Annotated in this window: 14 protein-coding genes; 10 read left to right on the forward strand and 4 right to left on the reverse strand. The window is 50.6% G+C overall.

Annotated features, from left to right (window positions below):
- Positions 1-85 precede the first annotated feature (85 nt).
- The 7 genes from pyrC to F3J38_RS05425 all read left to right on the forward strand — a co-directional run bounded on the left by pyrC (position 86) and on the right by F3J38_RS05425 (position 5069).
- Positions 86-1132: a dihydroorotase gene (gene pyrC, locus F3J38_RS05395; RefSeq protein ID WP_167135839.1), complete on the forward strand. Its 1047-nt coding sequence runs from the start codon at positions 86-88 to the stop codon at positions 1130-1132.
- Positions 1133-1200: 68 nt separating this feature from the next.
- Positions 1201-1446 (forward strand): DNA damage-inducible protein I, encoded by a 246-nt coding sequence (gene dinI, locus F3J38_RS05400; protein ID WP_167135841.1) that lies wholly within the window; start codon positions 1201-1203, stop codon positions 1444-1446.
- A 143-nt stretch (positions 1447-1589) separates the two neighbouring features.
- Positions 1590-1859, forward strand: a complete 270-nt coding sequence (locus tag F3J38_RS05405) for a hypothetical protein (protein WP_167135842.1) — start codon at positions 1590-1592, stop codon at positions 1857-1859.
- Between the two features lie 287 nt (positions 1860-2146).
- A complete protein-coding gene (bssS, locus tag F3J38_RS05410; RefSeq protein ID WP_013508627.1) occupies positions 2147-2401 on the forward strand; it encodes a biofilm formation regulator BssS in 255 nt (84 codons plus the stop codon).
- 105 nt (positions 2402-2506) lie between these two features.
- A complete protein-coding gene (gene solA, locus F3J38_RS05415; RefSeq protein ID WP_167135844.1) occupies positions 2507-3622 on the forward strand; it encodes an N-methyl-L-tryptophan oxidase in 1116 nt (371 codons plus the stop codon).
- A 294-nt stretch (positions 3623-3916) separates the two neighbouring features.
- On the forward strand, positions 3917-4492 hold the full coding sequence (locus F3J38_RS05420; protein WP_369410991.1) for a cytochrome b: 576 nt from the start codon (positions 3917-3919) through the stop codon (positions 4490-4492).
- Position 4493: 1 nt separating this feature from the next.
- Positions 4494-5069, forward strand: coding sequence for a YceI family protein (locus tag F3J38_RS05425; protein WP_167135848.1), 576 nt, complete (start codon positions 4494-4496; stop codon positions 5067-5069).
- A 44-nt stretch (positions 5070-5113) separates the two neighbouring features.
- On the opposite strand, the gene trhO is transcribed toward F3J38_RS05425, so the two are convergent.
- Positions 5114-6169 (reverse strand): oxygen-dependent tRNA uridine(34) hydroxylase TrhO, encoded by a 1056-nt coding sequence (trhO, locus tag F3J38_RS05430; RefSeq protein WP_167135850.1) that lies wholly within the window; start codon positions 6167-6169, stop codon positions 5114-5116.
- A gap of 267 nt (positions 6170-6436) precedes the next feature.
- Between trhO and F3J38_RS05435 the strand changes: the two genes are divergently transcribed.
- The 3 genes from F3J38_RS05435 (at position 6437) to F3J38_RS05440 (ending at position 8703) form a co-directional block, all read left to right on the forward strand.
- Entirely contained in the window at positions 6437-7360 is a 924-nt protein-coding gene (locus F3J38_RS05435; protein WP_167135852.1) for a Kdo(2)-lipid IV(A) acyltransferase, read from the forward strand.
- Positions 7361-7918: 558 nt separating this feature from the next.
- Complete coding sequence (locus tag F3J38_RS28075; RefSeq protein ID WP_084935275.1) at positions 7919-8185, forward strand: hypothetical protein; 267 nt, start codon at positions 7919-7921, stop codon at positions 8183-8185.
- 119 nt (positions 8186-8304) lie between these two features.
- A complete protein-coding gene (locus F3J38_RS05440; protein ID WP_167137055.1) occupies positions 8305-8703 on the forward strand; it encodes a MysB family protein in 399 nt (132 codons plus the stop codon).
- 3 nt (positions 8704-8706) lie between these two features.
- On the opposite strand, the gene F3J38_RS05445 is transcribed toward F3J38_RS05440, so the two are convergent.
- From F3J38_RS05445 to F3J38_RS05455, 3 genes are all read right to left on the reverse strand, one after another.
- Positions 8707-8946, reverse strand: a complete 240-nt coding sequence (locus F3J38_RS05445) for a YceK/YidQ family lipoprotein (protein WP_167135854.1) — start codon at positions 8944-8946, stop codon at positions 8707-8709.
- Positions 8947-9120: 174 nt separating this feature from the next.
- A complete protein-coding gene (gene mdoH / locus F3J38_RS05450; RefSeq protein ID WP_167135856.1) occupies positions 9121-11670 on the reverse strand; it encodes a glucans biosynthesis glucosyltransferase MdoH in 2550 nt (849 codons plus the stop codon).
- Positions 11663-13198, reverse strand: coding sequence for a glucan biosynthesis protein G (locus tag F3J38_RS05455; protein ID WP_205298165.1), 1536 nt, complete (start codon positions 13196-13198; stop codon positions 11663-11665). Before F3J38_RS05455 ends, mdoH begins: the two co-directional genes overlap by 8 nt.
- Positions 13199-13363 lie beyond the last annotated feature (165 nt).

Below are 13363 nucleotides of genomic sequence, written 5' to 3' on the forward strand. Positions count from 1 at the left end.
CCCGTGCAAACGGTTGCTCACACCCTTATGATTACTCCCCGGCCTAAACGTGCCCTTTCGTTTTTTCTTAGCCGGAGCCTTTTGAATGACAGCCCAACCTCAGCAAATCACGATTCGCCGCCCTGATGACTGGCATATCCATCTGCGCGATGGCGCGATGCTCAATGCCGTATTGCCTTACACCAGCGCGGTGAATGCACGTGCGATTGTCATGCCAAACCTGGTTCCACCGGTGACCAGCGTCGATGCCGCGATAGCTTATCGCGAACGCATTATGGCCGCGCTGCCCGCTGAGCACGCCTTTACGCCGCTGATGACCTGCTATCTCACCGATTCATTGGATCCCGATGAGATCGAACGCGGCTTCCGCAGCGGCATTTTCACTGCCGCTAAGCTCTATCCCGCACATGCCACCACGAACTCAAGCCACGGTGTCACCAATATCGCTTCCATCGCCAAGGTGCTGGAGCGGATGCAGCAAATCGGTATGCCGATGCTGGTACATGGTGAAGTGACCGATTCGCATATCGATATTTTTGATCGTGAAGCGCGTTTTATTGAAACCGTGCTGAAGCCGTTACGCCAGCAGTTCCCGGGCCTGAAAGTGGTCATGGAACACATCACCACCAAAGAAGCCGCGGAATACGTCGCCGCTGGCAACAATTTGTTAGGGGCGACGATTACGCCTCAGCATCTGATGTTTAACCGCAACCACATGCTGGTGGGCGGCGTGCGTCCTCATCTTTACTGCCTGCCGATTTTGAAGCGCAATATCCATCAGGAGGCACTGCGTAAACTGGTCGCCAGTGGCAACCGTCGCGTATTCCTCGGCACTGATACTGCGCCGCACCTGCGCCATCTGAAAGAAGCCAGCTGTGGTTGTGCCGGTGTCTTTAATGCGCCAACCTCGCTACCGGCTTACGCCACCGTGTTTGAAGATCTGCAAGCGCTCGAGCACTTCGAAGCATTCTGTTCAGAAAATGGACCTAATTTCTATGGTCTGCCGCTTAACGAAGGCACGCTGACCTTAGTCCGTGAGCCCTGGACGGTGCAAGAGACCATCGAGGTCGCCGATGACACGCTGGTGCCTTTCCTTGCAGGTGAAACACTGAACTGGCGTATCAAAGAATAATTTTGCGCTGCTTGCCTTTGGGATAATTATACTGTACAAATAAACAGTATATTATCCCGGAGGCTTTTATGCGTGTTGAAATTACCGTAGCGAAAACCCAGCCCCTTCCCGCAGGTGCGTTAGATGCACTGAGCGCCGAACTCACCCGTCGTATTTCTCTTGAATTCGCTGATGACGATCACCATGTCAAAGTCCGCTATGCGGGCGGTAATCAGCTCAGCGTATTTGGCGGCGGTAAAGAGACGCGCGAGCGCATCAGCGATATTTTACAAGAAACGTGGGAAAGTGCAGACGACTGGTTTATTACTGATTAACTGCCACTGTGCCGTTTTTGCCGGGTTTCGCCACCCGGCTTTTTTGTTTTTATTTCCCCCTCGCCAGATAAAGTTGCTGCATCTAGACTCTGATTAACCGATCCCCTATTCTTGCCTCGTCATGCTGACAGGAGATGATTTACATGACTACTGAGAAACCAGAAGAGGCGATGACGTTTGGTGAGTTGCTGGCATTAATTGCCGAACAGCAGCGTCGCTTAACCGTACTGGAAAATGCTTTTGCCAGTTTAACGTTCTGTCTTGACGATCGTGCCAGCCAACTGCTGGTGCATAATTTGTCACTTGAAGCGCAAAACCAGAACCACGACGCACAGTTACAGCAGCATTTTACCCGGTTGGCCGAGGAAATTCAGAAGCGTAATGGTCCGTTACCCGCCGATCCTCACGCCTGAGTGGGCAGCGTTTTAAACCCTTAACGCGCGCTAAAGTTCCACATGATGCGCGCCGATAACGCTGTTGTAGATGTTCTTTAGATAATCCAATAAATGCCCAGTGCATCGGGCATGCTATTATTCGTCAAAAATAGCATTCTAAACGCATTTATTTTAGAACTGTTTTATAACACCCACTTTTTAACTATTGTACCGCCTGTTTCATGTTATAATTGTCCCGCTAGTGCAAGAAAAGCCGCATTGAACCTCAAGAAGCACTTCGTTTAACGAGTAATATGGAGGTTATAATGGACAGAAATAAAGACGTCATCCAGACGCATCCGTTGGTTGGATGGGACATCAGCACCGTAGACAGTTATGACGCCATGATGATCCGCCTGCACTCGCTATCATCGCAGGATCAGAAAGAAGAAGAAGCTGACGTGGGCCCCACCTACTGGCTGACTACCGATGTAGCCAGACAGTTCATCTCGATACTCGAAGCTGGCATTGCAAAAATAGAGTCCACAGAGCAATACCTACGCGATAATCAAAAGCATTAATTCTTATCTTCGCGTGAAAGGGCACCCAATCGGGTGCCTTTTTCATGGGCGCTCTCTTTTGGTATGCTGTTGAAAAAATTCGCCGTTTGCAGGAGTGATGTGGTTATGGTTTATGATCTGATTGTGGTGGGCAGCGGGTCGGTTGGCGCAGCCGCCGGTTTCTATGCGACCCAAGCTGGCTTATCGGTATTGATGATTGATAGCGCCCATCCCCCACACAGCCAGGGCACACACCATGGTGAAACGCGCCTGATTCGCCACGCTTACGGCGAAGGTGAACGTTACGTGCCTCTGGTGCTGCGTGCCCAAGCCTTATGGGATGATCTGGAGCGTCAGAGCGGTGAGCGTATTATGCACCGCAGCGGCATCCTCAATCTCGCGCCACTGACCTCAACCTTTATTCAGAATGTCATCGACAGCGCTAAAGCCTTCAAGCTGGATGTGAAAGTGTTGCAGGCTGACGAGGTACGTAAGCGCTGGCCACAAGTTGGCGTGCCCGATGGATACATCGGCGTATTTGAGCCGAACTCCGGTTTCCTTAAATGTGAACAGGCAGTTCGCAGCTGGATACAGTTGGCTGAACAAGCCGGTTGCGCGCAGCTGTTTAATTGCCCCGTGAGTGAAATTAGCCGCGACGGCGACCTGCAGCAGGTCACTACGCGTGATGGCGTGTTCCGCGCACGTAAGCTGCTGGTCAGCGCAGGCACCTGGGTCAGTCAGCTGGTACAAGGTTTACCTGTCACCCCTGTACGTAAAGTATTTGCCTGGTATCAGGCCGATGGACGTTACAGTGAAAATAACCAATTTCCGGGGTTCACCGTGGAGATGCCGGATGGCACGCATTTCTATGGCTTCCCAGCGGATAACAATGCATTGAAAGTAGGACGCCATGATGGCGGCCAGCTGATGCAAAAACCTGAAGACCGTAAACCTTTTGGCAGCATAGCGGCGGATGGCAGTGAGGCATTCAGTTTTCTGCGCCAGTTCCTGCCAGGCGTCGGCGTGTGTTTGCACGGTGAAGCTTGTAGCTACGACAATACGCCGGATGAGGATTTCATTATCGATACGCTACCGGGTGAGCCGAATCGTTTGATCATCACTGGCTTAAGCGGCCACGGATTCAAATTTGCCAGCGTGTTGGGTGAACTCGCGAGCGAGTTTGCTCAAGACAAACCTTTCTCATTTGACCTCACGCCATTCTCACTCGCGCGCTTTAACTGATGAATATCGACGGGCTGGCGCACCGTCGCGCCAGCCTGATTGACATACATTGACGTTAATTCATATTTCATGAAGTTTTAAAACAGCCGTTGCCGCATTTGGTGTAGCAATTGATTTTTTAATCATTATCTCCCTCTCCAATAACCCTCAGCATTCAATAATCTTGCTCAAGATTGAAATAATTACTCATTTATTCCGAATGTCTTTTCGGAATTTATAGAAAAGTAAGCCTGATTGCTTTCACATTTCAAAATGTGGATGCTCATTGCTACTTATTTCATGCTCTGGTTAACAATCATGTGGCGTAATTCCACTCAACACTTCGGTCTATTCTCCCTTTTATTGCATTGGTTGATGGCGTTAGCCATTTACGGCATGTTTGCGTTGGGTTTATGGATGGTAGGCTTAGGTTATTACGATGGCTGGTATCGCAGCGCGCCGGAAATACATAAAGGCATCGGCATCTTATTATTTGCCGCCCTCCTGCTGCGGCTAAGTTGGCGCGTGATCTCGCCGCCTCCTGCTCCACTGGCACATTACTCACCACAGGTTCGTCGCGCCGCCTCTTTAGCACACTGGCTGCTGTATGGCCTGCTACTGGTTCTGCTGTTAAGTGGCTATCTCATCTCCACAGCCGATGGTAAACCCGTCTCCGTTTTCGGCTGGTTCAGCGTGCCCGCCTTGTTGAGTGGTGCGGGTACGCAAGCTGACCTGGCGGGTGACGTCCATTTATGGCTGGCCTGGGGGTTGGTGCTGCTTTCGGCCCTGCATGCGCTTGCCGCGTTGAAACACCATTTTATTGATCGTGATGTGACATTGAAAAGGATGTTGGGTTACCGCATCCCGTTAACCTCTGAAAAGGAAAAGTAATATGTTAAAGAAAACCTTACTGGCGCTCGGCGCCGTCAGCGTGCTCAGCGCCAGTGTGATGGCCAATGCCGCAGACTATAAGTTTGATAAAGAAGGCCAGCACGCCTTTGTCCAGTTCCGCATCCAGCATCTGGGCTACAGCTGGTTATACGGCACCTTTAAAGACTTTGACGGTACTTTCACCTTTGATGAGGCCAATCCAGCTGCAGATAAAGTGAGCGTAACCCTGAATACCGCCAGTCTCGACACTAACCATGCAGAGCGAGATAAACATATTCGCAGCGCTGACTTCTTAAATAGCGCTAAATTCCCACAAGCCACCTTCACTTCCACCGCCGTTAAAAAAGAGGGCAAGGAGTACAAGATTACCGGCGATCTCACGCTCAACGGTGTGACTAAACCGATTACGCTGGATGCCAAATTACTGGGTGAAGGCAAAGATCCTTGGGGAGGTTATCGTGCAGGCTTTGAGGCGAGTGGCAACATCGTGCTGAAAGAATTTAATATCAGTAAAGATTTAGGGCCGGCTTCGCAAACAGCAGAATTAATTATTTCCGTCGAAGGTGTTCGTCAGTAGAACAAAGGCAGTCTGAAGCAGGGTGCTTCAGACTGCCAACGGTATTACTTCTTCTCAGGCACTGGGATGGCCATGGTCATGTTCAATAATCCGCGAGATTTGTTGAACACTTTATTGCCATTTTCTCGACCCGCACGACGAGCGCGCTGCTCTTCCGGTGTCAGTTTCGACTCTTCCATGCAGATGGGGCTACAGCAGTTATGGTATTTCTCTGCGCAATTTGGGCACTGGATGAACAGCAGATGGCATCCATCATTGACGCAGTTGGTATGGCTATCACATGGGACACCGCACTGGTGGCAGCTGGAAAGAATATCATCAGAAATTCGCTCCCCCATACGCTCATCAAAGACAAAGTTTTTGCCTTTGAAACGAACAGGTAATCCCTGTTCGCGCGCACGACGGGTATATTCAATAATCCCGCCTTCAATGTGAGAAACATCGCTGAAACCGTTGTGTTTCATCCAAGCACTGGCTTTTTCACAGCGAATGCCGCCGGTGCAGTACATGACAATTTTTTTGTCTTTCTGATCCTGCAGCATGTCCACTGCCATCGGCAGCTGATCGCGGAAGGTGTCCGCGGGGACTTCAATCGCGTTATCGAAATGACCCACTTCGAATTCGTAGTGATTGCGCATATCGACAAAGACAACTTCTGGGTCGTCGAGCAAGGCATTGACGTCAGAGGCTTTTAAATAAGCACCGACATCACTGGCATCAAAGCTATTATCTTCAATCCCATCTGCCACAATGCGTTCACGCACTTTAAGACGCAAGACCCAGAAAGATTTACCGTCGTCATCCAGCGCAATGTTCATACGCAGATTGTTAAGCGCCGGATCAAATGCATACAACGCAGCCTTCATGTTTTCATATTGGCTGGCCGGGACGCTGATTTGCGCGTTGATCCCTTCATTAGCCACGTAGACGCGGCCAAACACTTTGAGCTTAGTCAGCTCAACATACAGGGCGTCACGAAAGGCTTTGGGATCGGCAATGTGGAAATACTTATAAAAAGAGACTGTGGTACGTGGTTCAGTTTCCGCCAACATACGTTCTTTCAGCTCTTTATTGGAAACAAGGTTGTGTAACACTGGCATGGTGTTCTTCCTGTTAGCAATCAGAGAAATTTAGCGCGCACATGATACCTGAATTCAACCTGAAGCAAAGCCTTTGGTGGCATTATCCTTTAGGTCGTGATTTCGGGCGCATTTCTCTGCCCCTATTGCATTTTAATGCGTAAACCTGCTGCCGACAGCCCAAGCGCACGCTATGCTTGATTTCAGTCAGCAAGAAAAAATGGCATAATCGCGGCAAATAACAGAAACCGGACTCTCTGGCACAAGACGCAGGATACTGACATTTCAATGACTCAACTTCCCCAATTTTCTCGTGAGCTTCTTCATCCACGCTACTGGTTAACCTGGATTGGCATCGGTTTTCTCTACCTGCTGGTATTGCTCCCCTACCCTCTATTGCATGCCATTGGTTGCGGTTTAGGCCGGATTGCGATGCGCTTCTTGAAACGCCGTGTGGAGGTCGCAGAACGTAATCTTGAGCTGTGTTTTCCTGATATGCCAACCAGCGAACGTGAGGCAATGGTGAAGCATAATTTCGAATCCGTAGGCATGGGACTGATCGAGACCGGTATGGCGTGGTTCTGGCCGGACTGGCGCATTCAAAAATGGGTCGCGACCACCGGGCTTGAACACGTTGCTAATGCTCTGGCTGAGAAACGTGGCATTCTGTTGATTGGCATGCATTTTCTGACCCTTGAGTTGGGCGCGCGCGTGTTTGGCATGCACAATCCGGGTATTGGTGTTTATCGCCCAAATGATAACAAGCTGATTGACTGGCTACAGACCTGGGGAAGAATGCGCTCCAATAAAAGCATGCTCGATCGTAAAGACCTTAAAGGCATGATTCGAGCCATGAAGAATAACGATATTATCTGGTACGCACCGGACCATGATTACGGTCCGCGCAGCAGTGTCTTCGCACCCTTCTTTGCCGTACCCAATGCCGCGACCACAACCGGTACCCATATGCTCATTCGCCTGGGTAACCCCAGTGTGATCCCTTTCCTCGCACGTCGTTTACCCAATGCTCGCGGCTATGAATTAAAAATGATGCCCGACATTCGCGATAAATTTTCCCTGGAAAATGAACTTGATACGGCCATTGTAATGAACAAAGTCGTAGAAGAGTCCGTACTGCTGGCGCCAGAACAGTACATGTGGCTGCACCGCCGTTTTAAAACTCGCCCCGAAGGTCAACCATCTCTGTATTAATGTGACATGGAGCACATTATGTGCTCCATCCATTCCTGGTTAAATTTGGCTTACGCCACGATGATATCCGGCTAAATTTGTGAAAACTGGACCAGCCTGAATTTGGGCCATGGGTTAAGACAGATCCAATACAAACGAGAAAAAGCATCAATAACCATAAAGGACAATGCAGAACCTTAACCCTTGTTAACAAAATGTGAACAGAAAATGGCGCATCTCATTGAATTCTCTTCTCACCGCATCAGCATCATTTACCGATTGAAATACACCCGCACGGATCTGAATTTGAGCAATTCCAGGCCTATTCCTATTTAATATTGCTGAATGCTTTGGCTTCGCTTATCAATCCAATAAAATTAACTTACTTAACAAGGTTTTGTCTTAGGGCTTTGGCCGTATATGCCTTTTCAATCAGACTAGCAATATCGTTATATCATTCTGGAATTTGTTCACGAAATCGATTCCAGTTAGTTTCAACCGTGACAGTTAGTTCAATAACTGCCCTTCTAAAAATATAAAAAGATTACACACAGCAAATATCTCGCAGGAACTCATAATATGAATAAAGGCATCTATTATTATGTCACGATCAGTACCGATCCAGAGGGATATCACCTCTTGCATCGGAAAGAGTGTAAGCGACTACCCGTAAAGGAGGACATGGTATTTATCGGTACACTCTATAATTTAAATCAGGCCTTATCGACCGCGCGAATTAATTTTAAAAAGGTGAAACCCTGTATTAAATGCTGCATTCGTTACTCTGCCCCTATTATTCGCGAGTCTGTACGTCCTGTACTGCATTTCCCGCAAAAGATGATCTAAACCGGCTGGGCGATTGAGACTCACTCAATCGCCCGCCGTTATTTCCATCCTGCCCTCCACTCCGCCATTTTTCGTCTATCCTTCTGAGAAATCCCCTTTCAACAGACATGGAGTTCATGATGAGCCTTTACAGCACCCTTGAAGAAGCCATTGACGCAGCACGTGAAGAGTTTCTTGCCAGCCAACCCGATACTGATGAAGACGATACCAGCATCAGCCAGTTCGCCCTGCAAAAGTACGTGATGCAGGATGGCGATATTATGTGGCAGGCCGAATTTTTTGCCGGTGAGGATGATCAGGGTGAATGCCTGCCTATTTACAGCGGTCAAGCGGCTCAGGCCGTATTTGACGGTGATTTTGACGAGGTGGAACTGCGTCAAGAGTGGCAAACAGAGAATACCTTGCACGAATGGGATGAAGGTGAATTCCAACTAGAACCACCGCGCGACCTCGAAGAAGGTGAAGCCGCAGCGGAAGAGTGGGAAGATGATGACAGCCCTTCAGACAACTGGGCGTAAATATTATTCGTAGGGACCATGATGGGCATCAACCGGTAACAACAGCGTGTCCATCACCAGCGACAGGGGCAGATCAAGGATGGTCAATACGCGCCAGGGACCCTCTCGCACATCCCATTGCACCCCAGGGTAATATTGACTGCCGTGCCCTTGGCCAGGAATGGTGCGGCTAATGATACTGCCACACCCGCTTAGCAGCAGGATGGCGGCGCTGAGCGCGGTTAATTTCAGGAAATCATTCACAACATTTACTCACAATGAACTGGCGCCATTTTAACCGTTGACGCACGCTAATAACCACACCCTAAAGCGTAAAGATTGCGTAGTGGCATCCATTATCATGCACCTTAAGCCCCTCTACTCAGGTATCCAACGGCAATAAAAAAGCGGCATTTCAGCCGCTTTTATGTTCCCATCTTAACGCTGAGGCAGCGCTTCAGGGTTGAGTTTCAACTTTTGATAGCTCTCCACCCACTGATGGTATTTATCCGCACTCTCCCAGAGCCGTGAATGCACGCGCGCCAGCACCACCGGGTCGCTGATCAACTGCAAGCGTTGTTCGCGGTTCAGCTTTTCAGGCGCATCGCTCAGCGCCTGATCGACACGACGATCGCGGGCATGATCAAGCAAGGTGCTCTGCTTGTGACGTGACGTTGCCATCGCAGTCGCCAATGCGTTAAACGCGGGGTTGAAGAGTGCATGCATAAAGCCATTCTTCAGCGCGCGCTCGCGGTTGAGTTGCAGATAGTTATCGGTATCAATCAGTTCCTTCGGCGGATCATACTCTTCCGGGATCAGGAATAGCTTCGCGTTCTTACTCTTCTGTCCCACAGTTGCGCGGCTGGACATCACCGACACAAACGGCGACAGAATCAGTGAGAACACGATCGGTGCCAGCCACCACAGGAAGTTGAGATCCAATACGCCCATGCCCACAGCCCACACCACGCCGAGCAGCATCTGTGAACCATGACGGCGGAAGGCTTCGCCCCAAGGGGTCGCATCATCATCACGCTGCGGCGAATTCCAGACCACTTCCCAACCCAAGAAAGCACTGACCACGAACACGGTGTGGAACAGCATACGCACCGGCGCCAGCAGCACCGAGAACAGCATTTCGAGGATCAGAGAGCAGAACAGACGTATTGCCCCACCGTAGGCTTTCGCACCTTTGCACCAAATCAGCACCACGCTCAGCAGCTTCGGCAAGAACAGGAGCACCAAAGTGGTAGAGAATAGCGCAATCGCTAAATCGGGACGCCACTGCGGCCACACCGGGAACAACTGGCGCGGTTGCAGGAAGTAGGTTGGCTCCATGAGCGTATGTACCACCTGCAAGGCAGTAGACAGCGCCAGGAACATAAACCATAAAGGTGCAGACAGATAAGACATCACGCCAGTCAGGAACACCGCACGGTGCACCGGGTGCATACCTTTCACCAGGAACAGACGGAAGTTCATCAGGTTACCGTGGCACCAACGACGGTCACGCTTCAGCTCATCCAGCAAGTTCGGCGGCAACTCTTCATACGAGCCCGGCAGATCGTAGGCGATCCAGACACCCCAACCTGCACGACGCATCAGCGCGGCTTCAACGAAGTCATGCGACAGGATCGAACCGGCAAAGGAGCCCTCACCCGGCAATGGTGCCAAGGCACAGTGCTCGATGAAGGGTTGAACACGGATGATGGCGTTATGGCCCCAGTAGTGCGACTCCCCTAACTGCCAGAAGTGCAGACCGGCGGTAAACAGCGGACCATAAACGCGCGTAGCGAACTGCTGGCAGCGGGCATACAGCGTATCCATACCCGACGCTTTAGGTGACGACTGAATAATACCGGCGTTCGGGTTAGCTTCCATCATGCGCACCAAGCCAGTGAGACACTCACCGCTCATCACGCTGTCCGCATCCAGCACCACCATATAGCTGTAGTTGCTGCCCCAGCGACGGCAGAAGTCATCAATGTTTCCGCTTTTACGCTTCACACGACGGCGACGGCGGCGATAGAAAATTTTACCTGCGCCGCCGACATCACGCACCAGCTCCATCCAGGCTTTCTGCTCAGCGATGGCGATATCCGCATCGTAGCTGTCGCTCAAGATATAAACATCGAAGTGCTCTGCATTACCGGTACGCTTCACTGATTCCCAGGTTGCACGAAGACCGGCGAACACGCGTTCGACGTCTTCATTACAAATTGGCATGATCAACGCCGTACGGTGCTCAGGGTTGAGCGGCTCGTCACCGGTGGTCGAGTACGAAATGCTGTATTTATCCCGTCCAATCAGCAACTGCAGGAAGCCCATCAAAGCGGTCCAGAAACCGGCGGATACCCAGCAGAACAGAATCGCAAACAGGAACAAAATCCCGGTTTGCAAAATGTACGGCAGAATCAGCTCAACCGACTGCAACCAGTTCTGGTTAAACAGCTCGATAGGATCGAGCAGCGTCCAGCCCTGATAGGGTAGAATGGTTTTCATGTACCAGGTGGCGATGACCGTCTGCAACAGCGTCAGGATCAACAACACATAACGGCGCATTGAACCGACATGACGCCATTTGTCTTCCGTCTTTTGCTCCTCCGCCGTCGCATAACGGGGAGTGGATTTCTGACCACGCAGTGAATCCCAGGCGCGCGCAATCGGGTTGGTGCGCCACACTTCCGGGAACATCAGCGAGCGCTTCACTTTCGGCATTGCCTTCAGTGTGGTGCGGTCGAGATAATCTTTACTGAGTTGCTGACCCTCAGCCAGTGAATCTGGCCAGGCCATTTGCACACGAGATGACACCGATTTCAGCGGTGCATCATCCGGGCGATCGCTGGCAGCGATATCTTGCCCCAGCGACGAATGAATAGCGTGGAACGCCTGAGCATGTTGCAGCGAATCACTCAGGCGGGCACGCCCTGCCGCATCAAGCGGCAGAGCTTCCACATAAGATTGAGGTAAAAATGTCGATTTATTCATTGGCAGGTAACTGATAGCTCCAGGTTTCCGTCAATGTCTTGTCGCCGCTTACTAGCGCCGCACGCATCTCGGTCGGCTGCTTGTTGTCCTTCACGCGCAGACGCAACACCAGACGCCAGCCTTTGGTCACCGGGTTGTAGCGAACACTCTGCTCAACGACATCGGCGTTATTACCAACACTGACCTGCGGCGCAACTTGCGTGTTATCCGGCAACTTGCTCATGGCTTTCCCCACAAAGTCGATGGTGAAGGCAATTGAGCCGTCTGGCTGACGCACCAGATTAGACTGTTTCACATCACCGGCAGAACGCAGGGTGTTTTTCACCCAAGCCACATCATCTTGATGCAGCAGGTTTTCATCACGCGTGAAGTGCAGGCGATACTGGAAGTTCATCTCTTTGCCTGGTTCAGCCAGTTTTTCTGGCGTCCAGAAGGCAACGATATTGTCGTTGGTTTCATCCGCCGTGGGGATTTCAACCAGTTCGACGCGGCCTTTGCCCCAGTCACCCAACGGCTCAACCCAGCCACTTGGACGCAGGTCATAGCGGTCGTCCAGATCCTGATAGTGGCTAAAGTCACGGCCACGTTGCAGCAGACCGAAGCCTTTAGGATTTTCGATGGTGAACGTACTCACCGCCAGATGTTTCGGGTTGTTCAATGGACGCCAGATCCACTCACCGTTCCCCGCGTGAATCGACAAACCGTTTGAGTCATGCAACTCATTGCGGAAATTGGTCACCGGTGATGGCTGGTTAGCACCAAACAGGAACATACTGGTCAGGGGTGCGACACCCAATTTGCCGACGTTATCACGCAGATATACCTTCGACTGCACATCCACCGTGGACTCTTTGCCTGGCTTGATAATGAAGCGATAAGCTCCTGCTGCGCGCGGCGAGTCCAACAGCGCGTAGATCACCAGCTGTTTATCCTGCGGTTTTGGACGTTCAATCCAGAACTCTTTAAAGCGCGGGAACTCTTCACCTGAAGGCAGCGCAGTATCGATAGCCAAGCCACGTGCTGACAGGCCGTAGACCTGACCCTCACCAATCACGCGGAAGTAACTGGCACCAAGGAAGCTTGCAATCTCGTCGTCTTTACCCTTTTTATTTAACGGATAGAGGACTTTAAAACCAGCAAAGCCAAGATTTTTAACCGCATCAGCATCGTGTTTCACGTTACCGAAGTTGAAATAATCAGGGTTATATTTGATTTCACTTACTGATGACGCAGTGACTTCATTAATTTTTACCGGGGTATCGAAATACATGCCCTGATGGTAGAACTCGAGCTTAAACGGCGTGCGCAGTTTGCCCCAATAGGCTTTGTCGTGGTTAAACTGAATCTGCTGATAATCCGCAAACTTCATATCACGAAACTGAGAGGGTAAATTGCTCTTCGGCGCTTCATAACCTTTTCCGGCCAACGCCTTGGCTTGTTTTGCTACATCATCAATGTTGAACGCCCAACTGTTGTTGGCGTACAACGCCAGCAGAACTGCCGCGCCTACCCAGCGCATTTTTACCAGTCCTACTTTATTATTCACTTTATTTAGCACATCCCCCCCTTTCGTGTGCTTAGATCAAACCTGTTTATCTTAAAGGATTATTCGGTTTTCCGACAGCATATGCACAAGATTGTTCCGCTGATTTGTAAGCTGAAAGTGTGCTTTTCGGATAATTAAACCCTTCAG

It is taken from the genome of Candidatus Pantoea formicae (genome assembly GCF_011752625.1).
Taxonomy (GTDB): domain Bacteria; phylum Pseudomonadota; class Gammaproteobacteria; order Enterobacterales; family Enterobacteriaceae; genus Pantoea; species Pantoea formicae.

Excerpts from the sequence above, each read along its gene's own strand:
- pyrC (WP_167135839.1), top strand. The coding sequence starts at position 86 with ATGACAGCCCAACCTCAGCAAATCACGATTCGCCGCCCTGATGACTGG.
- dinI (WP_167135841.1), top strand. The coding sequence starts at position 1,201 with ATGCGTGTTGAAATTACCGTAGCGAAAACCCAGCCCCTTCCCGCAGGT.
- F3J38_RS05405 (WP_167135842.1), top strand. The coding sequence starts at position 1,590 with ATGACTACTGAGAAACCAGAAGAGGCGATGACGTTTGGTGAGTTGCTG.
- bssS (WP_013508627.1), top strand. The coding sequence starts at position 2,147 with ATGGACAGAAATAAAGACGTCATCCAGACGCATCCGTTGGTTGGATGG.
- solA (WP_167135844.1), top strand. The coding sequence starts at position 2,507 with ATGGTTTATGATCTGATTGTGGTGGGCAGCGGGTCGGTTGGCGCAGCC.
- F3J38_RS05425 (WP_167135848.1), top strand. The coding sequence starts at position 4,494 with ATGTTAAAGAAAACCTTACTGGCGCTCGGCGCCGTCAGCGTGCTCAGC.
- trhO (WP_167135850.1), bottom strand. The coding sequence starts at position 6,169 with ATGCCAGTGTTACACAACCTTGTTTCCAATAAAGAGCTGAAAGAACGT.
- F3J38_RS05435 (WP_167135852.1), top strand. The coding sequence starts at position 6,437 with ATGACTCAACTTCCCCAATTTTCTCGTGAGCTTCTTCATCCACGCTAC.
- F3J38_RS28075 (WP_084935275.1), top strand. The coding sequence starts at position 7,919 with ATGAATAAAGGCATCTATTATTATGTCACGATCAGTACCGATCCAGAG.
- F3J38_RS05440 (WP_167137055.1), top strand. The coding sequence starts at position 8,305 with ATGAGCCTTTACAGCACCCTTGAAGAAGCCATTGACGCAGCACGTGAA.
- mdoH (WP_167135856.1), bottom strand. The coding sequence starts at position 11,670 with ATGAATAAATCGACATTTTTACCTCAATCTTATGTGGAAGCTCTGCCG.